At 43.4% G+C, this 23,754-nt stretch carries 26 protein-coding genes, 2 pseudogenes and 1 other annotated feature; of the genes and pseudogenes, 18 read left to right on the top strand and 10 right to left on the bottom strand.

From position 1 onward, the window contains the following. The first annotated feature begins 53 nt into the window (after window positions 1–53). A complete protein-coding gene (locus SLH55_RS04050) occupies window positions 54–1,160 on the top strand; it encodes a glycosyltransferase (protein ID WP_320322733.1) in 1,107 nt (368 codons plus the stop codon). A 214-nt stretch (window positions 1,161–1,374) separates the two neighbouring features. Here SLH55_RS04050 and SLH55_RS04045 read toward each other — a convergent pair whose 3' ends face one another. Continuing rightward, window positions 1,375–1,635 (bottom strand): hypothetical protein, encoded by a 261-nt coding sequence (locus SLH55_RS04045; RefSeq protein WP_219167433.1) that lies wholly within the window; start codon window positions 1,633–1,635, stop codon window positions 1,375–1,377. 290 nt (window positions 1,636–1,925) lie between these two features. Here SLH55_RS04045 and SLH55_RS04040 point away from each other — a divergent pair, with 290 nt between their 5' ends. Continuing rightward, window positions 1,926–2,156, top strand: a complete 231-nt coding sequence (locus tag SLH55_RS04040; RefSeq protein ID WP_320322732.1) for a hypothetical protein — start codon at window positions 1,926–1,928, stop codon at window positions 2,154–2,156. Window positions 2,157–2,266: 110 nt separating this feature from the next. Here SLH55_RS04040 and SLH55_RS04035 read toward each other — a convergent pair whose 3' ends face one another. The 6 genes from SLH55_RS04035 to SLH55_RS04010 all read right to left on the bottom strand — a co-directional run bounded on the left by SLH55_RS04035 (window position 2,267) and on the right by SLH55_RS04010 (window position 4,694). Beyond that, on the bottom strand, window positions 2,267–2,536 hold the full coding sequence (locus tag SLH55_RS04035) for a DUF3986 family protein (RefSeq protein ID WP_320322731.1): 270 nt from the start codon (window positions 2,534–2,536) through the stop codon (window positions 2,267–2,269). Window positions 2,537–2,569: 33 nt separating this feature from the next. After that, window positions 2,570–2,791 carry a hypothetical protein gene (locus SLH55_RS04030; protein ID WP_320322730.1) on the bottom strand — a complete coding sequence of 74 codons (222 nt, stop codon included), beginning with the start codon at window positions 2,789–2,791 and terminating at the stop codon, window positions 2,570–2,572. A 158-nt stretch (window positions 2,792–2,949) separates the two neighbouring features. Continuing rightward, window positions 2,950–3,297, bottom strand: a complete 348-nt coding sequence (locus SLH55_RS04025; protein ID WP_320322729.1) for an ABC transporter — start codon at window positions 3,295–3,297, stop codon at window positions 2,950–2,952. Window positions 3,298–3,344: 47 nt separating this feature from the next. Next, the gene (locus SLH55_RS04020; protein WP_320322728.1) at window positions 3,345–3,650 is read right to left on the bottom strand and encodes a hypothetical protein; all 306 of its coding nucleotides are present in this window, start codon (window positions 3,648–3,650) and stop codon (window positions 3,345–3,347) included. A gap of 430 nt (window positions 3,651–4,080) precedes the next feature. After that, on the bottom strand, window positions 4,081–4,248 hold the full coding sequence (locus SLH55_RS04015) for a hypothetical protein (RefSeq protein WP_320322727.1): 168 nt from the start codon (window positions 4,246–4,248) through the stop codon (window positions 4,081–4,083). Further along, a complete protein-coding gene (locus SLH55_RS04010; protein WP_320322726.1) occupies window positions 4,245–4,694 on the bottom strand; it encodes a hypothetical protein in 450 nt (149 codons plus the stop codon). Before SLH55_RS04010 ends, SLH55_RS04015 begins: the two co-directional genes overlap by 4 nt. Before the next feature lie 180 nt (window positions 4,695–4,874). Between SLH55_RS04010 and SLH55_RS04005 the strand changes: the two genes are divergently transcribed. The 4 genes and pseudogenes from SLH55_RS04005 (at window position 4,875) to SLH55_RS03990 (ending at window position 7,697) form a co-directional block, all read left to right on the top strand. Next, complete coding sequence (locus tag SLH55_RS04005; RefSeq protein WP_219167425.1) at window positions 4,875–5,570, top strand: response regulator transcription factor; 696 nt, start codon at window positions 4,875–4,877, stop codon at window positions 5,568–5,570. After that, window positions 5,560–6,948: a HAMP domain-containing sensor histidine kinase gene (locus tag SLH55_RS04000; RefSeq protein ID WP_320322725.1), complete on the top strand. Its 1,389-nt coding sequence runs from the start codon at window positions 5,560–5,562 to the stop codon at window positions 6,946–6,948. The genes SLH55_RS04005 and SLH55_RS04000 overlap by 11 nt, the downstream gene beginning before the upstream one ends. Window positions 6,949–7,039: 91 nt before the next feature. After that, window positions 7,040–7,152: pseudogene (locus SLH55_RS03995) on the top strand (IS1595 family transposase); the annotation flags it as partial. A gap of 59 nt (window positions 7,153–7,211) precedes the next feature. Beyond that, complete coding sequence (locus tag SLH55_RS03990; RefSeq protein WP_320322724.1) at window positions 7,212–7,697, top strand: diadenosine tetraphosphate hydrolase; 486 nt, start codon at window positions 7,212–7,214, stop codon at window positions 7,695–7,697. Between the two features lie 112 nt (window positions 7,698–7,809). Here the strand turns inward: SLH55_RS03990 and SLH55_RS03985 are convergent, their stop codons facing one another. After that, window positions 7,810–8,355: a TetR/AcrR family transcriptional regulator gene (locus SLH55_RS03985; protein ID WP_320322746.1), complete on the bottom strand. Its 546-nt coding sequence runs from the start codon at window positions 8,353–8,355 to the stop codon at window positions 7,810–7,812. Window positions 8,356–8,525: 170 nt separating this feature from the next. Here SLH55_RS03985 and SLH55_RS03980 point away from each other — a divergent pair, with 170 nt between their 5' ends. The 5 genes from SLH55_RS03980 to SLH55_RS03960 all read left to right on the top strand — a co-directional run bounded on the left by SLH55_RS03980 (window position 8,526) and on the right by SLH55_RS03960 (window position 15,750). After that, entirely contained in the window at window positions 8,526–9,383 is an 858-nt protein-coding gene (locus SLH55_RS03980; protein ID WP_320322723.1) for an aldo/keto reductase, read from the top strand. A gap of 18 nt (window positions 9,384–9,401) precedes the next feature. Beyond that, a complete protein-coding gene (locus SLH55_RS03975) occupies window positions 9,402–9,809 on the top strand; it encodes a cupin domain-containing protein (RefSeq protein ID WP_320322722.1) in 408 nt (135 codons plus the stop codon). A 234-nt stretch (window positions 9,810–10,043) separates the two neighbouring features. Next, a complete protein-coding gene (locus SLH55_RS03970; RefSeq protein WP_320322721.1) occupies window positions 10,044–10,751 on the top strand; it encodes a polysaccharide deacetylase family protein in 708 nt (235 codons plus the stop codon). Window positions 10,752–10,877: 126 nt separating this feature from the next. Then, window positions 10,878–11,318 carry a GNAT family N-acetyltransferase gene (locus SLH55_RS03965; protein WP_320322720.1) on the top strand — a complete coding sequence of 147 codons (441 nt, stop codon included), beginning with the start codon at window positions 10,878–10,880 and terminating at the stop codon, window positions 11,316–11,318. A 370-nt stretch (window positions 11,319–11,688) separates the two neighbouring features. Beyond that, window positions 11,689–15,750, top strand: coding sequence for a S8 family serine peptidase (locus tag SLH55_RS03960; protein WP_320322719.1), 4,062 nt, complete (start codon window positions 11,689–11,691; stop codon window positions 15,748–15,750). A 135-nt stretch (window positions 15,751–15,885) separates the two neighbouring features. On the opposite strand, the gene SLH55_RS03955 is transcribed toward SLH55_RS03960, so the two are convergent. Both SLH55_RS03955 and SLH55_RS03950 read right to left on the bottom strand, forming a co-directional pair. After that, the gene (locus SLH55_RS03955; RefSeq protein ID WP_320322718.1) at window positions 15,886–16,593 is read right to left on the bottom strand and encodes a bacteriorhodopsin; all 708 of its coding nucleotides are present in this window, start codon (window positions 16,591–16,593) and stop codon (window positions 15,886–15,888) included. A 314-nt stretch (window positions 16,594–16,907) separates the two neighbouring features. Then, window positions 16,908–17,726 carry an STAS domain-containing protein gene (locus SLH55_RS03950; protein ID WP_320322717.1) on the bottom strand — a complete coding sequence of 273 codons (819 nt, stop codon included), beginning with the start codon at window positions 17,724–17,726 and terminating at the stop codon, window positions 16,908–16,910. Between the two features lie 180 nt (window positions 17,727–17,906). Continuing rightward, window positions 17,907–18,126: a binding site (T-box leader), on the top strand. Between the two features lie 49 nt (window positions 18,127–18,175). Between SLH55_RS03950 and SLH55_RS03945 the strand changes: the two genes are divergently transcribed. From SLH55_RS03945 to SLH55_RS03915, 7 genes and pseudogenes are all read left to right on the top strand, one after another. Then, window positions 18,176–18,628, top strand: coding sequence for an HIT family protein (locus SLH55_RS03945; protein WP_219167414.1), 453 nt, complete (start codon window positions 18,176–18,178; stop codon window positions 18,626–18,628). Further along, a complete protein-coding gene (locus SLH55_RS03940) occupies window positions 18,625–19,125 on the top strand; it encodes a protein phosphatase 2C domain-containing protein (protein WP_320322716.1) in 501 nt (166 codons plus the stop codon). Before SLH55_RS03945 ends, SLH55_RS03940 begins: the two co-directional genes overlap by 4 nt. A 49-nt stretch (window positions 19,126–19,174) precedes the next feature. Then, window positions 19,175–19,399 (top strand): hypothetical protein, encoded by a 225-nt coding sequence (locus SLH55_RS03935; RefSeq protein WP_320322715.1) that lies wholly within the window; start codon window positions 19,175–19,177, stop codon window positions 19,397–19,399. A gap of 124 nt (window positions 19,400–19,523) precedes the next feature. Continuing rightward, window positions 19,524–20,076: pseudogene (locus tag SLH55_RS03930) on the top strand (ATP-binding cassette domain-containing protein); the annotation flags it as partial. Between the two features lie 180 nt (window positions 20,077–20,256). After that, entirely contained in the window at window positions 20,257–21,564 is a 1,308-nt protein-coding gene (locus SLH55_RS03925; protein ID WP_320322714.1) for a spore germination protein, read from the top strand. Continuing rightward, window positions 21,557–22,630 carry a GerAB/ArcD/ProY family transporter gene (locus tag SLH55_RS03920; RefSeq protein WP_320322713.1) on the top strand — a complete coding sequence of 358 codons (1,074 nt, stop codon included), beginning with the start codon at window positions 21,557–21,559 and terminating at the stop codon, window positions 22,628–22,630. The genes SLH55_RS03925 and SLH55_RS03920 overlap by 8 nt, the downstream gene beginning before the upstream one ends. Continuing rightward, window positions 22,627–23,700: a Ger(x)C family spore germination protein gene (locus SLH55_RS03915; RefSeq protein WP_320322712.1), complete on the top strand. Its 1,074-nt coding sequence runs from the start codon at window positions 22,627–22,629 to the stop codon at window positions 23,698–23,700. Before SLH55_RS03920 ends, SLH55_RS03915 begins: the two co-directional genes overlap by 4 nt. Window positions 23,701–23,754 lie beyond the last annotated feature (54 nt).

Below are 23,754 nucleotides of genomic sequence, written 5' to 3'. Positions count from 1 at the left end.
AATGCAGTTACATAAAGCACGATGGTGAGTTTTAGAGGAAGGAGGAGGGGTGCATGGCAGCTTCAGAAGTGATCAATCTCATCCTGGGTGTCCTTGGGGTGATTATTGGCATGATCGTGTTTTGGTCTTTACCGGTTCCGAGATTTACCTCCAGAAGTACGGCGGAGTTGCCGTTTGTGTCCATCATTATCCCTGCCAGGAATGAAGAGGGCAGGATCTCCCCGTTATTGAAGTCGTTGCAGGAGCAGCGATACAAGGGATTTGAGGTTCTGTTGGTGGATGACGATTCATCGGATCGAACCGTTGAGGTCGCAGAAAGCTACGGTGTCACGGTCCTGCAGAATAACGGGGCAGGGAAATCCTCTGCCTGCTGGCGGGGTGCCAAGGAGGCAAAAGGAGATTGGCTGCTGTTCCTGGATGCCGATACCCGATTCATGAATGTGGATGGATTACGTAATCTTCTGCATGTCTATCAGGGGAAAGGAGCGAGGGGAATCCTCGCCTTGCAGCCCTATCACACGGTGAAGCGTGTGTATGAGCATCTTTCCATTGTTTTTAATATCATCGTCGTGGTGGGGATGAATCTATTTACCATCTGGGGATCCCGGTTCAAAGCCGCAGGATCGTTCGGTCCATGTATTCTAAGTAATCGAGAAGATTATTTTTTATCCGGCGGGCATGAAAAGATTGAGGGGGCCATCATGGATGATCTGGCACTGGGAGAGGCCTTTTTGGATCAGAACCTTCCCGTTCGCTGCCTGGGTGGCAGGGGGATCATTTCGTTCCGCATGTATCCGGAAGGGGTGGGAAGCCTGATCGAAGGCTGGTGCAAAAGTTTTGCCGTCGGTTCAAAGTCCACTCATCCTGTTGTCATGCTGATGGTTATCTTATGGATTACGGGGAGTTTAACGAGCGCGTCTTCATTGATCTCTTCGATGATAGAGGGAAGTACTACAGCTATCCTCGTCTATGTGGTGTTGTATATCCTGTATGGCGTTCAAACAACACGGTTTGCCCGAAGAGTTGGGAATTTCAGGTGGGGGTATTTCCCTTTTTATCCTTTGTTCTTTTTATTCTTTGTGATGATTTTCCTTTATTCGTTTGTTCGGGTGAATGTGTTTCATTCGGTGCAGTGGAAGGGGCGGAAGATCAAGGTGTGAGAAGACCTCTTTTCTAGAGCGATAGACCGGGGGACCTTTCCCGTGGCCTTCCAGATAGTTGAATGAGTCGTGAAAAGAAAGTTGCCTGACCCCAGTAGGTCAGACATCTTTTTTGGTTTAGGATGGAATTGTCTACGAAAAGGTAAATCGAAGAAATGGAGTGTGGGTCATGGTGAGAGGGAACGAAGAGTAAACTTTTTTAGATAAATGACGATTACCTTTCAGCTCGATTCTCAAGGTTGAAAACCCGTTTATCAATATTGGTGATTCTTGTGTTCAGATAATGGAAGTCTGTTTCAGAACGTTGGTTTCCTACTTTTAACATAGCAATGACATCTTCTGTCTGCGACGTTTCAATTCGATTGACTGTTTCCTTTACTTCTTTCAAATCATTACCGAATTCCTTCAGATTACGATCGAACTCTTTCATGTTCTGTTGAATATCGGATAACATGTTCAGAATTTGCTTGTCCATTTTTTTCACCTCCTTTCTCCTATTATAGTGGAAATGCAGTGATGATTCTAGCCTGTTAGTGTGCGAACTGGTATGCCAAAGGGTCAGGTCCCTTGTTACTACATAAATAATTTAAGGTTCCCTTAAGCTTCCTTTAAGTTTCTTATTAGGTTGGTCATGTATCTTTCTTTTATGGACCCAATAGCGGATATCTTTTCATTGTTATTGAGGGATCTTACAAAGAGAGGAGAAGGGCTTGTGAAACGGATATGTGGAAACACAACAAACCCACTAACGAGAGAAGGATGATCATGATGGAGAAGCAAAAAGAAACCCTGACCTTCCTGGGATACTTTCTCATGTTCCCAATCCTGTTTATCGCGAGCTTTATCGTATGGGGAGCTGTGATTCAAGGCAATCGACTATGGTCCGTGTTAACAGACGCGTTGTCTATTATAGGAATCTATTACATCCTCACCAGTATGATGTTTGGTTTTATGATGAGGAAAAGGCCAGAAATGGATAGTCATAAAGGGGAATGAGCTGGTATTTTGGAGAGTTTGAAGGTGAATGGGGTGTTGGTAGAAAGATTGGGTAGGCTAATGAATGCTTCTGATAGATAAAAAAGAAGCACGAGAACCGTCCCTGTGCCTCAAACTAACTGTTGTTCATTTAAAAATGCTTCAAATAGCTCGGCGCCTTGTTCCACAGGTAAATCTTCGCTTTCGGTGGGATAAATGCCGATCAATAAACCGAAATTTTTGATAGCAGGATATCCTTCTTGGATATTGAGTTTATAATAATCATTATCAAAGAACATACACCAAATGTTTTGATCTTTGACTTTATAAAAAATGGCTTCTATGTCATTTTGATTTTTATAATACCCTACATGTAAATGATAACGATCATCGAAAATCAATTTGAAGATCAACTCCTGATAAATGTATAGACGCTACTCTTTTCTTTTATGTATGTAATTCGCTATTTGTTCAGTAGAATAAAAGATGATTAACCCCGCAGATAACATAACAGAAGAGCTGCTGATGAGCGGTTTGTTCGTTGTCGTCTCAAAGAGTGCATTGATAAGAAGGGCTACTCCCCAAAAGATGAATGTATTCTGAATGGCTGCATCTACACTTTTCTGATTAATCGATTCATCCTTTTTAAAAAACATCATTCAGTCCTCCATTGTCTACTTCGTCACTTATTCCTGTTTTAAATGAACCTTAAATTGTAAGGATTGATTAAATAGAGATGGTACCTACTAGTAGGACCGTCCCTGTCACATCCTGGAGGCTTCAAAGTATTCTTCTGTTATCGAGGTCCGTCCCTCTAATTCTTCCATCTTATTGATTTCTTGAATTCATTCAATGCGTGCTTGGTGTAATCATCTCCATAGGTGATGGTGATTTCGTTTATGTTTTTTTGTTCTTGGAGGAGGATCGGATGCACTTCTGTTGTATTGGCTTTTGTATAGACGGCATGAAGAAAGTCTATCACTTCTCCAATTAAGAAGGCATTTTGCAACGTTGTAAACGCTTTAACGACGACTGGTATATAGTGAAAAGCCTCCTCAGAAGTCATGTTCTCGGTGATCTCTTCAAAAGATCGACTGAAATACCATTCATCCTGATCCAGATTCTCCTGCCAGTTGATCAATATTTCATGTAGTGAATTCATGGAATTTCTCCTTTACTTATCTTTAAACCATAGGAGGGAATCCTCACTCAGCCCCACCACATAGATAAAACAAATAGGGACCAAGTGGAAGTTAGCAGCATGGAAACCACCATCATGAACAAGTACAGATAGGCTTTCTCTTTATCAATCTTGTTCTTTATGATCAATGTAATGATGAATAATAGTGAAAATAAATATAGGATAATGCTGAAAATTGTAAGGAAGGTTAGGTAGTGTACTGGGAGAGTACAAGGAAAATGGTTATGTAAGAAATAGGCTATATCCTGAGCGAATATGCCTAATGCTGTTGCTATTAAGAACATGACACTGATAAAAACATGACTTTTCTTCATCCAGATTCTCCTTGTGCAAATGTGTTCAAGCTCTTCATTAATAGAATCGTTAAATCATCAAAGCGCATAAGCACTCGCCGGAGCATGAGGCAGTCACGCTTTTAGTCGGAAAAATTCCGCTTAATTCCTCCTTGTTACTAAAAAAGAGCTGAAATAGACGGAAGAATTCCGGCTATTGACTTACAAAATACGATAACGGATGCTTTTTCTTTGCATAAGCGGAAAAACTCCGCTTATGCAAAGAAAAACAAGCTCCATTCTGAATGTAACCGGAAAATCTCCGGTTATTTTACTTTTGCGGGTTCATCTATTAGATTATGATGAACCCGCAAAAGTATAGTGAAGCAAGATTGGAAGAAAGGACCTCCGGATATGAGGTCCTTTCTCAATTTTCATTACATCCATGAAGCACCGGAACCGTCCCCATGCTTCACTCTCTTATCCTATAAAATAAATATGCATCCACAAACCCAATGATCGCGACAAGTGCATAACCCAGTGCGCTCTCTACATCACTGCTTTTCATTGCGGCATAAGCAAAGATCAGTCCGATCACGACGAGAATGGAAGAAATGATTTTACTTCTCACACTCATCATCGTGGTTTGTACCTCCTATTCAACACTTCTTTTGCCGCTCGATGATCAGGGTCCAAAGACAGGATCCTTTTCGCTGTCTCGTATGCTTCCTTTTCTTCCACGACAGAATCCGGTATGGTATGTAAAAACAATAGATTCGAAAGATAGCCGACCTCTTTCCGGTCCGTCAATTCCACGCACCGCCTGGCATGATAGAGGGCGGCATAGTACGCACCGTCCAGGTAGCTTAGTGGATTCACCATTAAGCGAAACGCCATATCATGCAGCTCAACGGTCTCTTTCTCGACGAGTAAACTCATGATGAATGAGTAGTTCGCTATGCTTGAATCGCTGAAGGCGATATTCATTAGTTCTTCGTCCAGTTCTCTCTGGGAGAGTTCTTTCGCTCTTTGTTTGGCTTCTTCAAATTGTCCTTTTAATATGAATTCATCCAGTTGTTTGGTCATGTTTTTCTCACCTGCTCGACTCGTTTCGTTGAATTGGCCTATCTGACCACAATGTATTCATTGTACACAATTTTCTTCATCCCAATCTTAACGCAACCTTAAATGTCGTTTGATTCTCAAAAAACATCGGGGCTTTCATGGTAAAATAGGATGATATTTTATAAGACTGGGAGTAACGCTATGGCAGAGTTAATTTATATTGCAGAAGATGATGTGGAAATTAATGAATTGGTGACCCTTCATTTGCGGAATGAGGGGTATCGTGTGGAGCAGGCCTATGATGGGGAAGAGGTGATCCTGAAGTGCAGGGAGAAGCGCCCGACCCTTCTGATCCTGGACCTGATGATGCCGAAAGTGGACGGGTTTCAGGTGATCCAGGAAGTCCGGAAATGCTGTAAGGTGCCGATCATGCTCTTGACGGCGCGGGCGGATGATGCTGATAAAGTATTGGGATTCGGGCTCGGAGCTGATGATTATGTCGTGAAGCCCTTCAGTATGGTGGAGCTCGTGTCGAGGGTGAATGCCCAGATCCGGCGGTATACGGATTACAGTGTGGGGGAAGGAAACCGTTTGATTCGAAACGGATCCCTCGAATATGACCCCGTCAAACAAACAGTGACGAAGGACGGGGAGCGTCTACTGTTGACCCCGAAGGAGACAAAGATGCTGTCGATTTTCATGAAGAATGTGAACCGGTTGTATACGAAGGCCCAGCTGTATGAGCTTGTATGGAACACGGATTACATCGGTGACAGTAATACGATCATGGTCCATATCAGCCGGATCAGGGAGCAGATTGAAAGGGATCCGCGCTATCCTGCCTACATCACGACCGTGAAGGGCCTCGGCTACCGGATGGAGAACCATGAAGACTAATCCGATCCTCCTTAAAAAATCAATTTCTATCACGAAACAATTCTTTATCAATTATTCGCTACTGTTCATCATCCTCCTTGTAGTAGGGACGTTCACCCTCTTGGCGAACTACGTGTATGTGGAGACCGTCTATGAGGACCTGGATCAGGATTTCCTCCAGGGAGTGTATGAAGATGCGAAGAAAGACGGGATGAAAGAGGCTTTCACAAAGAATGAACTGCCGGATCATGCGTACCTGGAATTGGTCAGCACCGGGTATGAGGTGACCGACCAATTCAATAGTCCTCATAAAATCGGATTTGCTTATGGACTAGAGGAATTTCTGAAGCATACCGACACGTACGAAACAGATTTATTCATACCGGAAAAAGGGGACGAGTATCTATTACTATACTTCCCCGCAGATGACTACTTCCAATTGGATGACGTGTTCTTCTTCACCATCATCTTCTTCATGGTGTGTTTGATCTCGATTCTGTATTGGTATGTGAAGAGGACATCGGTCCAGCTCATTCAGCCGATTCAAAAGCTCCTGAAAGGAATAGATTCCATTTCTGCAGGAAACTACGGGGAGAAAATCGAGTTCGAGGCCAATCAGGAATTGAACGAGTTAAAGCAGAAGATCAACCAAATGGCCGAGACGATCGGGACGGAAATCAGTTTGAAGGAAAGGTCCGAACAACTGAGGAAGCAGCTCATCCTGGACATTTCCCATGATCTGAAGACTCCCTTGACCAATATCCAGGGCTATGCTGAAACGTTGAACAGCTTTACCCATCTGAGTCGAGAAGATCAGCAGAAATATACCGACATCATCATATCCAACAGCCAACGGGCGAACCGGTTGATTCATGATCTGTTCGACCTGTCTCACATGGATGTGGACTGCGGTTCCGTCTGCCGGAAGGAACAGGATATGGCTGAATGGCTCCGGACCCTGTTGTCTTCTTATGTGGAAGAGTTTGAAGAAAAGGGGATGGAGTACGAATTTGATATCACTGAGGCACCTATGATCGTGAAATTTGATCCCTCCAAACTAGAGAGGGCCATGACGAATATCCTTCAAAACGCTATGGCGTACAGTGATGGATATTTGTCGGTTTCCTTCTGGGAGAAGCAGAACGAGGCTGTCATGATCATCGAGGACCTGGGAACAGGGATCCCTCCCGACTACCATGAAAAGATATTCGAACCATTTGTGCGGATGGACGCCTCAAGAAATGGGGAAACCGGGGGAACGGGACTTGGACTCGCCATTGCAAAGAAAATCATCGAGCAAAATGGTGGGACGATAGAGTTGGATGGAGAATATGAAAAGGGATGCCGGTTTGTGGTGAGGTTTAGGAAGCATGAGGACGGTTCTGTTGCTTCTTTTTGACAGGATCCGTCCACGCATTTTTTTGAAAAGCCACGGGGGCAGTGAACCGTGGCTTTCTTTTTTAGTTAGAGCCTCTGCTAAATGTTAATCTCAAGTTTTGGAAAGTATTTATCATCAGCGAATTGGAGTCATAATGAACGGTATGATAATAAAAGGGAATTTAATTCCAAGTGTCAAACCTATGATACACTTAGGATAAACTAGCTTTGAGTTGTTATCTTGAATTAGCAGGAACTATACTATTATGTGTTCGGAGGAATCGCTTGAGAAAAATCACCTTATCAAATGGAGAAACAGTAGAAGTGGAATGTCTTAGTTGTGCATTAACAAGTGGAATGATTGAACCAGACGGCGGTGTGGTCATTGAAACAGAGCACTTTCATGCTCATCAAGATGTCGCATATCCTATTAGAGGATTAATAATTTTAGCTTCTAAAAGACACATCAAATGTTTGGATGAATTGACCGAACCAGAGAGGTTAGATTACATAAACATTCTATCAAAGATTAGAAAAGCGCAAAGAGAAGCTTTAGGTATTGAATATGTCTACTATTTCTACAATGAGGACACTACTCATCATTTTCATATTTGGATGGTTCCTAGATATGATTGGATGTATGAATTTGGACGTTCAGTTGAGTCGGTTCGACCAGTATTACTACACGCTAGAGATGAATTGAATGACAAAAAAAATGTTAAAGAAGTAATGGAAGCCATCAACATCCTTACCGAAGAGTTAAATAAATAATCTAAAGGAACTTCCTTAAAACGGAAGTTCCTTTTTTCTACTTATCAACATTTAACTTTAACAGAGCCTAGTTAGAAGAAGAACAAGCCAAGGGACCTGTCCCCATGGCCCTTCATAAATTCCGGTCCAACAAACTCCCCATCTGACTTGCCACAACCTCTGCGGGTTCAGAGAGCCCCCCGGTAATCCACGCTTCTACGATTTCAACGATGGCGGCTCCAAAGAACTTCAGCACGAGTTCTTTGCTCATTCCTTGATTGATTCCTTCGGTAACATCGACATCCGCCTCTAATTCTTCGATGACAAAGGCGAGGAAGCTGGTGCGGAATGTTGGTGCGCCTTTACTGGACAGGATGGTCGTGAAGAAGGCTTCATTCTGCTGGAAATAGTCGAACCAGATCATATTGCCTTCCTCGTAGCTCAGGTCGGCTGCATCTTGACACAGTTTCCGTAGCTCGTGGATGTGCTCTTCGATGAGGCGGTCCAGGATATCGAATTTGTCGAGATAGTGATCGTAGATGGTTCGGCGGCCGACGTTGGCCCGGTCGGAGATGTCCTGGATGGTGATATGGTCAAAGCCTTTCTCCGACATCAATTGGATGAATGCCCCTTTGATGGCTTCTAGTGTTTTCTGTACCCTGCGGTCGATCTTGGTCATGGGCAACTCCTTTATTGTTTTCGTACAATATGGTCTTCGTTGTGCGATAACGCACAAATCAAGGTGTTTTGATCATTGAAGATGTCTCTATGTCGTTTTATATTATACACAGATGTGCGGTATCGTATCAATATACGATTTCGTTTTTATAAAAGAAGGGAGACGATGATATGTTCAATGAAAAAAGCAAATTATCAAACGGAGTCGAGATTCCGATGCTTGGTCTCGGGACTTGGCTCTTGGATGACGAGCAAACATCGAAGGCTGTGCAGGAGGCGATTGCCATTGGGTATCGTCACATTGATACGGCCCAGGCGTATGGAAACGAAGCAGGAGTCGGCGAAGGAATCCGCTTGAGTGGCGTGGCGAGGGAAGAAATCTTCGTCACATCGAAGGTAGCGGGAGAGGCGAAAACGTATGAAGCGGTGGCGGAATCGATTGATGCGTCCTTAGAGAAGCTTGGAATGGACTATATCGATCTGATGATCGTCCATAGCCCGCAGCCGTGGGCGGAGTTCCGTGAAGAGAACCGTTATTTTGAAGAGAACAGAAATGTATGGAAGGCGCTGGAGGATGCGTATGAAGCCGGGAAGGTGAAGGCGATCGGCCTGTCCAACTTCCTTCAGGATGATGTCGAGAACATCCTCGAGCACTCGAAAGTCAAGCCGATGGTCAACCAGATCCTCGCTCACGTAAGCCATACGCCGACGGAGCTCATCGAATTCTGTCAGGAGAGCGGCATCCTCGTGGAAGCTTACTCTCCGATTGGCCACGGTGCCGTTCTAGAACATGAAGAAGTAAAGGCCATGGCAGAACAATACGGGGTGAGCGTGGCCCAGCTTTGCCTGCGCTATGACATCCAGCTTGGACTTGTGGTCATTCCAAAAACAGCGAATCCTGATCATATGAAGAATAATGCCGAGCTTGATTTCATCATCAGCGATTCAGACATGGAAGCATTGAAGCAGGTGAAAAGTCTTGAAAGCCACGGGGAGCACGACTTCTTCCCAGTCTTCAGCAAAAAATAATAGAAGGGGGATTGCCTTATGGCAAAGCATGAAGAATTGAAAGACGGGGGCTTGTTCCCTGTTGGAGATAAGAATGAAGCATTTGCCCAGTATTTTGTTGGGCAGAGTTATCTGAAGGGTCTGGTATTTGATCCCAAGGTGAGTGTCGTGGTCGGGAACGTCACGTTCGAACCCGGGTGCCGGAATAACTGGCACGTCCATCGCGATGGCTATCAGGTGCTGTTGGTCACCGGGGGAGAAGGATGGTATCAGGAAGAAGGAAAAGAAGCTCAGTTCTTGAAAGCCGGCGATGTCATTGTTACCCATGACGGCATCAAGCACTGGCACGGTGCGACGAAGGACAGCTGGTTCTCGCATGTCGCCATCACTGCGGGAAAGCCTGAGTGGCTGGAGCCGGTTTCGGATGAGTGGTATGAGGAACTGTAAGGATGAATAGAGCTTGTTCTGATGAAGGATAGGTTAAATAAGGGACGGATTTCCTGAATGTTATTTTGGATGCAGGAGAACCGTCCCTGCGTTTGAGCTTCACCCCATGTTTGGGAGTGGGGCTTTTTTGTATCTACTATTTTGACGTATGATAGAGGGGGGATTCTACTAAAAAAGGAAGCAAAAGAATCGGCCCCAGGCTTCATTCAAACGAAAAAGGGGAATTTACAACGGATGAAAAAGAAACTCATATTTATCGGAACAGTCATTGTCATCATTTTCTTATTATTATTCGGTACGTTTAAATTGATGAACGCCAGAACGTTTCAATTGTTTGGTGGGCTAACTGATAAGGTGGAAACCAATCACAAAGTGGTTGCTCTAACATTTGATGACGGTCCAACCAAGAATGTGGATGACATCATCGCATTGTTGAAAAAGTATAATATCAAAGCAACGTTCTTTCTGATCGGGAATGATATAGAAGAACATCCTGAAGAAGCGAAGAAGCTGATAGAAGAAGGTCATCAGATCGGAAATCATACGTATTCCCATCACCGGATGATTTTGAAATCACCTTCGTTCATTAAGGAAGAGATTGAAAAAACAGACGATCTGATTCGAGAAGCCGGCTATTCGGGGGAAATTGACTTTCGCCCGCCAAACGGGAAAAAAATCGTGGGATTGCCTTATTATTTATCCAAGCATGATCGAGACACGGTAATGTGGAATATTGAACCGGATACGTTTTATACGGTTTCTGCCGATAAAATAGAATACGTGAATGACAATGTCACACCGGGCTCGATTATTTTACTGCATGCGATGTATGACAGGACTGGTGAGGAATTGAAGACTCTTGAAGGGGTCATACAATCATTGGCAGAAGAAGGATATGAATTTGTAACGGTGAATGAGCTTCAGGGATTGGAGAGGGAATAGTGTTGGTGAATTGTACCACGGGAAGCAAGAGAACCGTCCCCCTGCTTCCCGTGGTACAATAGTGAAAAATGAGCCAAGGTACCTGTCCAGGTGGCTCTTTAAACCATAAAAGAGGTGGCCAATTTCATGAGCTGGAAAGTAAAGAGCTTTACAGATCTATCAACCCACGAGCTATACGAACTATTACAAGTAAGGACTGAGGTTTTCGTCGTGGAGCAGGAATGCGCCTACCTTGAAGTTGATGGGAAGGATCTGCATTCCTATCATCTTTATAAGGAAGAAAATGGTGAGGTTGTTGCCTATGCTAGGCTCTTGCCTGCAGGGGTATCGTATGAGCAACCGTCCATTGGGAGAGTCCTTGTAAAGGAAGGTTATCGCGGGAAAGGGTTGGCAAGCGAGTTAGTGAAAAGAGGGTTGGCATTCATTCATGAGGAGTGGGGGCAACAACCGGTGAAGATTCAGGCTCAGGAATATCTACGGGAGTTCTATGGATCATTTGGATTTAGGGCGATCACGGAAACCTATCTGGATGATGGGATTCCGCATATTGATATGATTTTGGAGTAGGCTTTAGTTTAATACCGTTGCAAGGAAAGCCATGGGGACAGGTCCCATGGCTTTCTGTTTTTTATTTGGAAAACAGGCCAAGGTCTGTCCCCCGGCTCCTTCTTGGGAAATCAAAATGAGTGTATAGACCTGGTCTATTTATACTGCGTATTCACTTTAAATGGAAATGTTGGAGAGGGTCGAAACGTGGGCCAAATGGTATATCTTGTGAATCAGCCCGGTTTCCGTTCCTGCCGTTACATCCTTCTGCCGTTTTTAAATCTTGAACCCGAATCTATATACCTACATGGATTTCCCAATAGGTTACAGGTGTGACCAATGCTATATTCAAAGTGTTAGAAAATTAAGACAAAGAGGATGGGATACGTAAATGAAGAAGAATAAAAAAATGCTAGTGTATGCATTAGGTACAGGCCTTTTGCTCGGTTCCGGGAATATTCCGGCAATCAATGTCCTGGCAGAAAAACCAACATCCATTGAATCCGTACTTTCAAACATGTCGCAACAGCAGCTGGAAAACTATAAGCAGCTACAGTCAGTGGAGAAGCAAGGACTATATTTAGATAAAACGGTTAACCTCAAGAGTGACAGTTCGGTGAAAGTCATCGTACAGCTCGACCACCCTCCTGAAAAAGTCGCTCGGTTGAAAGCGAAACTGGAAGGAAAGAGCATAGACGCTCGTGAAGCAAAGGCACATGTAGAAAAGGATCAAAAAGATTTCAAAAATGAATTAGCCAAAATGTTCAAGGGGAAAAGCAATAACGGTTACAAGGTAGGTCAGGTGTTTAAAAACGCCATGAACGGTGTTTCCTTGGAACTTCCAGCTAATAGAATTGAAGAATTAATCAATCTGGATGTGGTAAGAGCGGTCTACAGCGACGTCGATGTTAAAATTGATCCACCAGTTCCATCAGAGGATACGTCTAACACATCAGCGGAAGAATATATGATGGAAAGCCTTCCTTACTTAGGAGTCGATAAGCTACATAATGAAGGGTTTACCGGCAAAGGAATCAAAGTGGGGGTCCTTGATACAGGGATCGATTATCACCACCCTGACTTGGATGGTGTCTATAAAGGCGGTTATGACTTCGTGGACAATGACAATGATCCTATGGAAGCAACGTATCAAGAATGGAAAGAGTCCGGTTTACCGGAATTTTCGAATGGGAATTCCTATTATACTGAACATGGGACTCATGTGGCCGGTACGGTTGCCGGTGAAGGAGATAATGAAAGCGAGTACAGTATAAAAGGGGTTGCACCTGAAGCGGATCTATATAGCTACCGTGTCCTCGGACCTTATGGAAGAGGGTCGAGTGAAGGGGTCATTGCAGGGATTGATCGTGCCGTTGCGGACGGAATGGATGTCATCAACCTTTCTCTTGGGGCAGGTGTCAATGATCCCCTGTATCCGACTTCTGTAGCGGTGAATAACGCTGTCCTCAGCGGTGTGACGGCTGTCGTTTCGGCTGGTAATAGCGGAAGTGAATCCTTTACATTAGGCTCACCTGGAACCGCGGCCCTTGCCTTAACGGTTGGTGCAAGTGATGTCCCGATCGATATTGCAACATTCAAAGGTCAATATGGAGCAGAAAGCGTCAACCTTCAGCTGATGGCCAGAAATTATAGTGATCATCTCACAGATTTAGAGGATAGTAGTATGCAACTAGTAGATGTGGGTCTTGCTGCCAGTAACAATGATTTTATCGGTAAGCCGGTAGCCGGGAATATCGCATTGATCAGCCGTGGTGAGATTTCGTTTGTGGATAAGATTAAAGCGGCAGCCTCGCATGGAGCGAAAGCCGTCATGATTTACAACAATAACGATGAAGAAGGGCATATCCCTCATTACCTTGGAGAGGGAGTCGATTTCGTTCCTACATTCTCCCTGACAAAGGCAGAAGGAGAGGCGTTGAAGGCCGGCATCCAGAAAGGAGAAACCTTTACCTTTAGCGATATGCAAGCCATCACAACAGAGGGTGACCGCCTTGCCGATTTCAGCTCAAGGGGACCATCGAAAATGAATTATGATATCAAACCTGAAATTGTTGCCCCTGGTGTGGGAGTGTTATCAACGGTTCCATCCTATATCAACGATAAAGAAAACGGAACGTATGACTACGCCTATGCGAGATTATCGGGAACTTCCATGGCATCCCCACATGTAGCTGGTATGGCGGCACTATTATTACAATCCAATAATGACTTGGAACCGGCAGATGTGAAATCCATTTTCATGAACACCGCGGATTCTATGAACGGCGATTATAGTGTCTATGAAGTCGGCGCAGGCAGGGTGGACCCTTATGAAGCCATTCATTCAGATATGAATTTTCAGGTCATTGATGAAACAACCACTCTCATGAATGGAGAAGAAATGAACATTGATGAGCAGACCGGGGGGATGAGCTTCGGATTTCAATATATTGATAAAGCACTAAAAGATCAGCGTACCATTATGATTGAGAATTCCGGAGAAGAAACAAAATCGTTTCATGCTAGTGTGGAATTTACCAATCAGTCGCTTGACGCATCCAAAAACGGAATCAATCTAACCTTTGATGAAAACATTAAGGTGAAGGCCGGGAAGACAAAGAAAACGAACGTATCCTTAACGATCCCTAAAACAGCTGAAGAGGGTTACTATGAAGGGTATATCCGTTATGTGAATGAGGAAAATCCTTCTGAAGAATATCAAATCCCATTTGGTATCCGAATTTCCGAAGAAGGAATTGAATCAGTCAGAGCGTTCAACTTCTCGACGAAAGAGAATAATCAATTCGGAACCTTGTTCAATTATACCCCAATGGATTTCACGTTGAAGTCACCTATGGAACAGATCAGCGTCGTGTTGGTGGATGGGAAGACGAATAAAGAAATGGGACTGGTCGGGGTCATGAATACTTCAGGAATCAATGAGGGACAGATGATCATTATTAACTCGGCCTTTGCAGGTTACTATTATCCGTATGAAGGTAACCGTATATCAGTCAACCCTGCATTGGCACCGGAAGGCCATTACAAGCTAAGATTAGTGGGGACGAACAGTGAAGGTAAAACGTTTACGAAAGAAACGGATACATTCATTGATAATACAGCTCCAGAGTTTTCAAGTACATTGCCGACGGGTGTGTATGAGTATAAAGAAGGAGAAGAAACGGTTCCATTCTCCATGTCCCTTTTTGATAAGACCATTGAAGATATGAAGAAAGCGGGACTCGAAGCATCCCAATCCAATAATTACATTGTCTATCATTATGGATCACCATTCCCAACAGGGGCATTAAATACAGATGGTGAGGGGAACCTTTCGGATGAAATCTTGATGAACCCGATCCTCAGCCGGTATCCTGTTGGATTCTTCGCACACGATTCCGTCGGAAACTTCGCACAGGGTGGACCGATTATCAACAGCTTTGTAAAAGAAGGTACACAATATGCCACGGCTTCCATGGATAAAAAAGAAGTCATGGCTGGCGATAAGCTGAAGATGACACTGTCGTCCCATAATGTGAAGCAACTGAAAGAAGGATCTTTCTCAGTAGATTACGACAGCAATCAACTTGAGTTGACGGACGTGAAGGTCCATCCGAATTTCCTTGAGTATGGTGACTCTGACATTACGTATGAGGACAAGGAAAAAAGTAGTTCTACAAGACACCTTGATGTTCATCTGAATGTGGAGAATCCGGAAGTTGAAGTAAATGGAGATATTCCAATGGCAGAAGTGACGTTTGAAGCGAAGGATGCTAAATTCTACAGAATGAACTATGTGACGGCACCGACCTTCTCAAGCAAGTATACAGACGTAAATGGTCAAACGACTAGTTTAAAAGGATATTTTGAAGGACAATATCCGGAACTGCTGCGCAGCTATTCAGAGATAAGAGGGGACATTAAGGCCCAAGGATTCTTTGGTACCGACGGAGTATATGACAATAATATAGACTATTCAAACGCTCCCGTTTCCATCAAGGTCACCGATTGGGAAGGCAACGTACATGACGGGGAAATGGTCAGAAACAATGACTTCATAGCGAAGCTCCCAGTGACCGATAAGCCTTTCGAGATGGAAGTGACGATTCCAGGACACTTCCCGGTCAAATCCACGTTCACGATCTTTGATGAACGTGAAGATAAGATTGTCGGCACGTGGCATGGCTTACCTCTGCGTACGCAGGATGCCGGGGACATCAACCAGGACAGCGTGATTGATATCATGGATGCGGTCGAGTTGAAAAACAGCTGGGGAACGGATGATCAACATGCGGACCTGAATTTCGACGGAACGGTTGATGCAAAGGACTTCGAATTAGTCGAATACAACTTCCTTGAAGCAGATCCTGGCGTGGATTCTGCACCGAAACCAAAAGAAAAATATAAAGGTTCGTCCTTGGAAGATATCAAGAATGAATTAGGTATTGAATAGAAAGAGTTTGAGACAAAGGCATGCACTGCCTTTGTCTTTTTATTATAGAAGCACGAGAACCGTCCCCGTGCTCTTGGCCTGTTACTTAATAGGGCTACAAAGAAGGGGGTCTGTTCCCGTTCCACGTCCCCCATTTCATCCATACTTCAAATGACGTAATTGATACAAATCCAATAAGCTGAACCCAACTTTTGAAAAGATGGGCAAGATGACGAATAACAATGTATCCCCTGACTGTCCGGTGATTTCGAGCCCTGAAGGTCCAAGGAGCCATGCAATAGGATAGCTAATCCAGAAGAAGGTCAGATACCCACACATAATGAGGTACACTTTATAAACGCTTTGGTCCTGTTTCTTAGACATTTTTCTCAATGGTACCCAAATGATCCAAAGGATGACCAGGAATGCTGTCACACCTGCGAGATACCAGGTATACACCATGACACCCGATGAAAGGTCAGCGATAAATCCGGTGCTAATCATGATGACATCTGCTACGATCAAGCTTGCAATGATGATTGGATCCTTCTTCTTTACTTGATGCATACCGGTCAACGCGAGAGCAGTAAGCAATAAAGGTGTCGTCACGACCCAGTCTAGATAACGGGCGAAATAAACAAGTTGTCCTTCTACGAGAACAGCTCCCTGTCCCATGGCCATGGACATATAAGCTAGACCCGACCAAACCGGAATAAGGAAAGCAATGAAATACTCTACCCTGGGAACTCCTTTTCTTCTCATGCTCCATATGGCAAAGACGGCTGCTCCTGTAAACATAACTCCCACGTAAATCCATAAGAGTGTCACTTCAATATCACTCATAAACGCATACAAATGCTTCACGACCTCCGTAAATCCTTTTTTTATTAGGTATTAACCTATTGCTTCGGGAATATACCCTTGGTGTGTGACGCAAGGGAGTCTTGAAATTGCTGTCAGTTTCCTATAGTGGAAAAGAAGCACCGTTGCTTCTTCTGGAAGGCATTAGATGTTTATGAGGGGGAATAGTAAAGGAATCAGAAAAAGGAAGCATGAGAACCGTCCCTATGCAGCCAGGGGGACAGGTACCTTGGCTGGAGAAACGAAATGCATGGGAACCTTCCCAATTCATAATGTCCCATCACAAAAAAAGAGCACAGGAACAATCCCTGTGCTTCTTACAAAAATTTCTCCAACGCTATATGAAGACTCGAGGTCACAGGGATTCTGGAACTATCGATCCCAAGGTGAGTCATGGTCTGGGCAATTTCTGGTCTGATTCCGGATAGGATGGTTTTGATTCCAATCAGGGATAGGGCATCGACTACTTTGAAAATGCGGTCTGCCACCATCGTATCGATAATCGGAACGCCGGATAGATCGATCACTAAGTATTCCAGGGATAATTCATTCCCTTTGGAGAGGGCTTTATCCATCAGTTCTTGCGCTCTTTCGGTGTCAATGTCACCGATTAAAGGAAGTATGCCGACTTGATTGGTGATTTTGATCACCGGGATGGATAACTCGAGCGCTGTTGCTTCTGCCGCATTGATTCGTGTAAAGAATCTTCTTGTATACGACATGCTCAGCCAATGTACGGCTCTGTCCACCACTGCATCAAAGTCTGAGAGTAAGTCATAAAATTGATCAAATGACAAGTTGTAAGCGGACGCTTCCTCTTTGATGATGTGTCCGATTAAATTTCGGTAATCTCTTACTTCGTCCAAAGCAATCTCCAACGGCAAATTGAAATTCACCAGTGTATCGACGGCTTCTGAACCCCACTCCTGTAATTGCTGGAAGGCCGGTTCTAAGCCACTTTCAATTGATTTCGCATAAATGTCAATGATATTCTCACGCCAGCTCTGCAGCTGTGATTCTATGTTTCGATATTGGCTTAATCTCAGATTGTCTTTTTGAACGATAAGCTCTTGTTTTTGACTCATTATTTTTTCACAAATGGCTTTCGTGTATGTTTGTTTACCTTGATCGATCATGTGCGCACTAACTCTCCTTTACCGTAGTTTCCAAATATATTTTAACACACTGAAGAGTGAGAGGTGGAGAAGAAAAGCTTGACTGAGCCAAGGGAAAAGGTCCCGTGGCAGTACCTATGGTTGTTAAAATACATATTGACAAGTAAATTGGTAATATATAGAATGTTCTAAAAGATATAGGTAAACACATGGATTAGGATTAGTAAGGATACGTTATTGTGTAGAGAGCTGTCGTTAGGTGAAAGACAGTCAATGACCTCCCCAACTCGCCTAGGAGTGGATAGACTGACAGGTAGGTCTATACGGGTAACCTCCGTCATCGGGTCCTTGAGATGTTTTATTTCGATTGGAATGGAAACAAGAAGAGTGGTACCGCGATAGAGATCCTATCGTCTCTTTATGAGACGGTGGGATTTTTTGTTTTTACAATGGTAAAAGGGGGAAGGGCAATGGGGAAGGATTGCTTTATATGTGATAAGCACGCCGGGGATATTGAGACATCCGGGGTATGTATTTACGAAGATGACTATGTGTACGTGGGGCACATCGACCGAAACGGTAAACCCAATTATTTAGGTCATATCATGATTGATCTAAAGAGGCATGCTCCGTCCCTTGCGGATATGACGGAAGAGGAAGCGAAGAGGTTTGGGATCACGATGGCGAAAGTCAGTAAGGCTCTCAAGGAGTCGGAGCAGGCTGAGCATATCTATTCGCTTGTGTCGGGCAATTCCGTTCCACATCTTCATATGCATTTGGTCGCTCGATATCCGGGAACACCGGAGGAATTCTGGGGTCCCATGGAGGTGTACGACTGGGAAAGTGCTCCGATGGGGGGCAGCGAGGAAGTGGTACAGCTGTGCACCCGTTTGAAGGCCTATATGGAGAAAAACGCCCTATGACACGTTCCGTTTGTGAGTTCAGCTGGGTCGGAAGTCAAGACGGTTATGTCGATCAGATCATCATTGATCACATTAGCCACCTAACTCTGGGACGATTTGGCGGGAATTCAACGGCAGGACAATATAAAAATGAGGATGGATGCTTAATATGGGCGGATGAGACAGGGAGCTGGGAATTTGTTGTGATGCTCGATGCCCACTATTCCGCGGAAAGTGCTGAATTGGTGCTCCGCCAGTTTGCAAACTTTAAGGAAGAGATTTATGTCCTTTTAACCAAGCCGTTTGCTCAAGCTTTTAAAGGAATAGAAGAAACCATACTGGAAATGTTTCAGGAAAAGGAGTTTTTGTCTGAATGTCGGCGGGTCAAAGGGGAGACAGCTTGTATCATTCTTTTAAGGAAAAATAAGTACCTGTGGTGGTTCTCGATAGGGGATTGCCTTTCATACCTGTTTCATCCGGACCTCGCCCGACTGGGTCGGTCACGTCAACACCTTTGATCTAGACGTTCCCTGCTATAGCAGTGGAATACGGGAACTGAGAAAAGGCGTGAATTGGATTCTGGTGACGACAGATGGATTAGTGGAATGCCCCGGTGAACCTTACTCCGACCCTAAAGAGATCTACAACATCCTTCTTCAGCATCCAGGAGGAAGCGAAGGCATCATGGCTCTTCTCAACACCATTCGGGAATATCATGTGCGGGATAGTACCACCGTCGTTTTATGGGAGGTGGTAGTCTCAGAGGATGTACAGATGCCAAGTGATGGATAGAATCTGCGCGTGACAAATTGTCGCGTTCCTGGAAAAGGAATCCATGACTAACTTGTCCTTTCGTCCAAGCACTCCTGAGAAAACATACTATGACAGTAATAATGGTTTTTAGGGGTGATAATAGCCATTGGAACTTCTTTCGAAAGATTTGGTGAGTCTGACAGATGTGTCCGTTATGTGCGATGGTAAAATCGTGAATAAACCGATCAGCTTTAACCTGGAACAAGGAGATCGCGTCATCCTTGATGGGAAGAATGGAAGTGGGAAAAGTAGTGTTTTGAAACTGATCATAGGGGAGCCCCTTCAGTATAGAGGGACAATGAAGGTAGGTTCGGGTCTTGTTATTTCGTATGTCTCATTTATATCTGACTTTATTGACGAGCGCCTGATTGATGAGACGTTGTTTAAATCCATTCTACGGAAGATGAACTTTGACCGGATTCAGTTTGAAAAGGATATTTCCCATTATCTGGTGGACAAAAAAATTGCTTATAGCGAAAAGCTTATGTGAGAAAGCCCATTTGTACATTTGGGATGAGCCACTAAACTTTATTGATATTTATTCACGCATGCAGATTGAAGAGCTTATCCATAGCTTCAACCCAACCATGCTTATGGTGGAGCATGATCAGGCATTTCAACAAAATGTTGCTACGAAAAAAATATCCATGGAGTGAGGTACATTAGAAAAATAGATTTGGTTCTATATAAGTACGATGAAAAGCGGTGACCGGATTTCCCGGTCACCGTTTTTTGTGTGGAAGGAAGCAACAGAACCGTCCCCGTGCTTCCTGAATAAAATATCCATGATATGGATAAGTTGTTTTTAATGATGTATTTAGAGGAGCTTCCCTTATATGGATTCTATTTTAAAGGAAATCAAGGATGTGCTTGGTGGTAACGATGACTTTTTCATGCTGGAGCAAATCATTGATCATAAACACATTGTATTGCTTGGTCTGGATAGCCTCATCGATATGCCCAAAACGATACAAGCTCTCGAGAAACATTTTCATCTGAGTGGTGAAGGGGAGTTTTTACATCAAATTGAAGAGAAGAAAGAGCAAAGCGATCTTATTCAAACAATAGTAGAAGGCAAACTGCTTATTTATATAAAGAGTCAAAGTGCTCTGATTCCTTTTGTTGACACGGTTGGCAGGGAATTGAGCCGTGGAATCGAGCCACCTACGAATGACAATATGCTACAAGGCCCTTTACTTTCTTTCACTGAGGACCTGAATACAAATATCGGCGTAATCCGCAAAGAGATCAATTCCGTCAACTTGAATGTGACGGCCTATTCATTTGGGGAGGAGCAAAAGAAGAGCGTTTCGCTCCTATTTCGTACGGATAAAGTCAACGCGAAGCTGAAGGATGAAATCATTTCCAGAATGGAAAGGAATAAGCACTTAGAGCTAAACAACCTACAAGATATCTCGAATATGCTGGGATTTCCAAAAAGAAATGTGATCTCGAGTTTTAAAACGACTGAAATTCCTTTAGAGGTTTATAGAAGCCTGGAAAGAGGGAAGATTGTATTATTTTTAGACAGATTCCCATTCGCTCTAATCCTTCCCAATGTATTTTCAGATCTGTTTTTTCTGGAGAATGACCGAAATTATTCATATCCGATCATGTTCGCCATAAGACTGCTTAGAATAACGGGAGCTCTTATTGCCGTGATTCTTCCAGGATTATATGTAGCATTGGTTTCAGTGAATCCGGAAATGCTCAGGATCGAATTAGCATTATCTGTAGCGCAGTCTCGAGACGGGGTCCCGTATCCTGCATTTGTTGAGACGATGTTAATGCTCCTTATTCTTGAGTTAATATTGGAGGCGAGTGTAAGGCTTCCAAAAAGCGTTGGCCCGACGATTACCATGGTAGGAGGGATCATCTTGGGACAGGCGGTTGTAGAGGCAAGGTTAGTCAGTAATTTGCTCATCATTATTTTAGCTGCGACAACGATCGCCAATTCGACCATCATTGGTTTCGCCAATTCCCTATTTATTCGAATCTTTAAGTACATCCTATTAATCCTTTCCGCCATATTTGGTGTATTTGGATTATTTGCAGGTCTATTTTTTGTTTCTGCCTATCTAGCCGGTTTTAACACGTTAGGGATGCCTTATATTACGATGAAAGGAGAAAATAATAGTGGATAGAAGCCTGTATGTCAGTATACTGTACCTATTAACTCATGTGGGACTCATCCTTTTCTTGTATCCGGCCAATATAATAATGAGTACAACTCAAGGACACTGGATTCCGATTATGATTGGAGTCTCTATCCATTTCATCTTACTCTCTTTATTGTTGAAGGGGATCAGTCGTTTTCCTGACAAAGACATCATTACCATTTACAAGACCAAAGGGAAGGTTCTCACATTTATTTTTCTTGCGCCAACCTTTATTTACTTTCTAATGGCAAACATCATTTTTGTGCGAGCCTATTCCGAGATTGTTTCCATTGTATTCCTTTCAAAGACACCTTTATGGGCCATTATGGCACTTATCATGACGGTTGCATGCTACTTAGCACTGAAGGGGATAGAAGGGATAATCAGAACCAGCTACTTAATTTTCCTGCTATTGTTTCCTATCCTTTGTTTTATTATGATTGCCTCTTTTCAAAATGTGGATTGGCGCTATATCTATCCCCTATTTCCCCATGATTTCTCCTTCTTAACCAAAGCTTCTTATTTAAAAAGCTACTTTGCCATTGGTGGCTCTTTTCTGTTTCTGGGCTTTATTCACCCATTGGTTCCGTTCAAAGGAAGAAAGATTTTGTGGACAGGAATTGTTCTTATACCAATCTTTCTGTTATCTGTTTATGTACCTGTTCTTACTTTCGGACAAGCAACGACTTCCCATTTTATTTTTCCCTTTGTCATGACGGTAGACGCTATTCATTTGACCTGGATTATGTTTGATCGGTTAACGGTGTTCTTCTTACTTAGCATTGTCATTTTCACCCTCCTGTACATTTCATTAGTATTATGGATGCTTGAAAGAATCATTCGCATGTGTCTATGGCCAAGTGCCAAGTCGTCATTGCTTATTATTGGACTATCTATATTTATCTATTTGGTGTGCTTATGGATTGATAATTGGGAGGGTGTGGAGATGCTGTTCAAATGGAATACGACCATACGATTCATCGTCATACTAGGTGTCCCAATCTCAATCTATTTCCTTGGTGTGAAAGAAAGAAAGGGGGAGAATGTGTGAGCAAGAAGAACATAAAGAAGGGGATTGTACTTTTGTTATCCGTTGTATTATTAAGCGGATGCTGGGATAACAGGGATATTAACCATCGGGTCATGCCAGTTGTGCTGGGAGTTTCGAAAGAGATGGAAAAATATAAAGTCTACTTGCAAATCCCAGAACCTCAAAATGGCACGATTATTACCCGGGTGGTGATCGGGTATGGTGAAACAATCAATGAAGCAGTGGAGAAGATCAGTACCAATATAGAACAAGATGTTGATTTATTACATGTAAAGGTGATTGTATTGGAGAGAAGGTTAGCGGAAGAAGGGGTGGAAGATCTGATTTCTGGAATTATGAGATCAAGAGATATCTCTGCAAAAGCACTCGTTGCCATATGTGATGACAATATAGGGGACTTCTTTGCCAGCATGGAAAAGGATACTCCTCCCAGTGGCACCAATCTCTTCGGTTTTTTTGAGAAAAATGCTGGGTGGGATCCGGAAATTGCATTAACAAGGGTGTGGCAAATCTACAGGAGTATCCATTCCTATACAAGAGATGTTGCCGTACCTCTTCTTCGACGTGGAGAGACTACCCTGGTAGAGTACAAAGGGGCTGGGGTAATCAAAAACGGAAGAATGGTAGAAGAAATCAGTCCTGATGAAACGCTATTATATAATGCATTTAATGGGGAAAGTACTCAAGGGAAAGTAGAAGTAACCAATTTAGGAAGTGTATTAATTCTTGATGACTCGATGTCTCACAAGAGTACCTTCAGTCAAGATCGGCCATCTTTAGTAACCAACATGAACTTTGTTATCATGGTATTGGAAACAAAAGGAGAGCCTTCAGAAAAAGCAATAAAAGAGGATTTCGAAAAAATTGTGACGAACAGATTTGAACAGATGGTCACCAAACTACAAAAATCGGAAGCCGATATTTGGGGACTGGGTCAACTGTTTCGAAAAGAAATACCCCGACAAAACTTAAAAGACTGGCGTTCAAAGTATTATCCTGAATTAAATGCATCATTTATCATCAATGTAGAAATTCAAAACACAGGGAATTTGAAACTGACCAATAAATAGGGAAACATGGGGACGTTTCTTCTGCTTCGTTTTTGACCACTTGGAATGCCCTTG

Origin of the sequence: Rossellomorea sp. YZS02, from assembly GCF_033963925.1 — a bacterium.
GTDB lineage: Bacteria > Bacillota > Bacilli > Bacillales > Bacillaceae_B > Rossellomorea.
This window is presented reverse-complemented; position numbering and strand designations above follow the sequence as displayed.

What these genes read in the sequence shown, in the direction of transcription:
- SLH55_RS04050 (WP_320322733.1), top strand. Translation starts at nt 54, where the DNA reads ATGGCAGCTTCAGAAGTGATCAATCTCATCCTGGGTGTCCTTGGGGTG.
- SLH55_RS04045 (WP_219167433.1), bottom strand. Translation starts at nt 1,635, where the DNA reads ATGGACAAGCAAATTCTGAACATGTTATCCGATATTCAACAGAACATG.
- SLH55_RS04040 (WP_320322732.1), top strand. Translation starts at nt 1,926, where the DNA reads ATGATGGAGAAGCAAAAAGAAACCCTGACCTTCCTGGGATACTTTCTC.
- SLH55_RS04030 (WP_320322730.1), bottom strand. Translation starts at nt 2,791, where the DNA reads ATGTTTTTTAAAAAGGATGAATCGATTAATCAGAAAAGTGTAGATGCA.
- SLH55_RS04025 (WP_320322729.1), bottom strand. Translation starts at nt 3,297, where the DNA reads ATGAATTCACTACATGAAATATTGATCAACTGGCAGGAGAATCTGGAT.
- SLH55_RS04020 (WP_320322728.1), bottom strand. Translation starts at nt 3,650, where the DNA reads ATGAAGAAAAGTCATGTTTTTATCAGTGTCATGTTCTTAATAGCAACA.
- SLH55_RS04015 (WP_320322727.1), bottom strand. Translation starts at nt 4,248, where the DNA reads ATGATGAGTGTGAGAAGTAAAATCATTTCTTCCATTCTCGTCGTGATC.
- SLH55_RS04010 (WP_320322726.1), bottom strand. Translation starts at nt 4,694, where the DNA reads ATGACCAAACAACTGGATGAATTCATATTAAAAGGACAATTTGAAGAA.
- SLH55_RS04005 (WP_219167425.1), top strand. Translation starts at nt 4,875, where the DNA reads ATGGCAGAGTTAATTTATATTGCAGAAGATGATGTGGAAATTAATGAA.
- SLH55_RS04000 (WP_320322725.1), top strand. Translation starts at nt 5,560, where the DNA reads ATGAAGACTAATCCGATCCTCCTTAAAAAATCAATTTCTATCACGAAA.
- SLH55_RS03985 (WP_320322746.1), bottom strand. Translation starts at nt 8,355, where the DNA reads ATGACCAAGATCGACCGCAGGGTACAGAAAACACTAGAAGCCATCAAA.
- SLH55_RS03980 (WP_320322723.1), top strand. Translation starts at nt 8,526, where the DNA reads ATGTTCAATGAAAAAAGCAAATTATCAAACGGAGTCGAGATTCCGATG.
- SLH55_RS03975 (WP_320322722.1), top strand. Translation starts at nt 9,402, where the DNA reads ATGGCAAAGCATGAAGAATTGAAAGACGGGGGCTTGTTCCCTGTTGGA.
- SLH55_RS03970 (WP_320322721.1), top strand. Translation starts at nt 10,044, where the DNA reads ATGAAAAAGAAACTCATATTTATCGGAACAGTCATTGTCATCATTTTC.
- SLH55_RS03965 (WP_320322720.1), top strand. Translation starts at nt 10,878, where the DNA reads ATGAGCTGGAAAGTAAAGAGCTTTACAGATCTATCAACCCACGAGCTA.
- SLH55_RS03960 (WP_320322719.1), top strand. Translation starts at nt 11,689, where the DNA reads ATGAAGAAGAATAAAAAAATGCTAGTGTATGCATTAGGTACAGGCCTT.
- SLH55_RS03950 (WP_320322717.1), bottom strand. Translation starts at nt 17,726, where the DNA reads ATGATCGATCAAGGTAAACAAACATACACGAAAGCCATTTGTGAAAAA.
- SLH55_RS03945 (WP_219167414.1), top strand. Translation starts at nt 18,176, where the DNA reads ATGGGGAAGGATTGCTTTATATGTGATAAGCACGCCGGGGATATTGAG.
- SLH55_RS03940 (WP_320322716.1), top strand. Translation starts at nt 18,625, where the DNA reads ATGACACGTTCCGTTTGTGAGTTCAGCTGGGTCGGAAGTCAAGACGGT.
- SLH55_RS03925 (WP_320322714.1), top strand. Translation starts at nt 20,257, where the DNA reads ATGGATTCTATTTTAAAGGAAATCAAGGATGTGCTTGGTGGTAACGAT.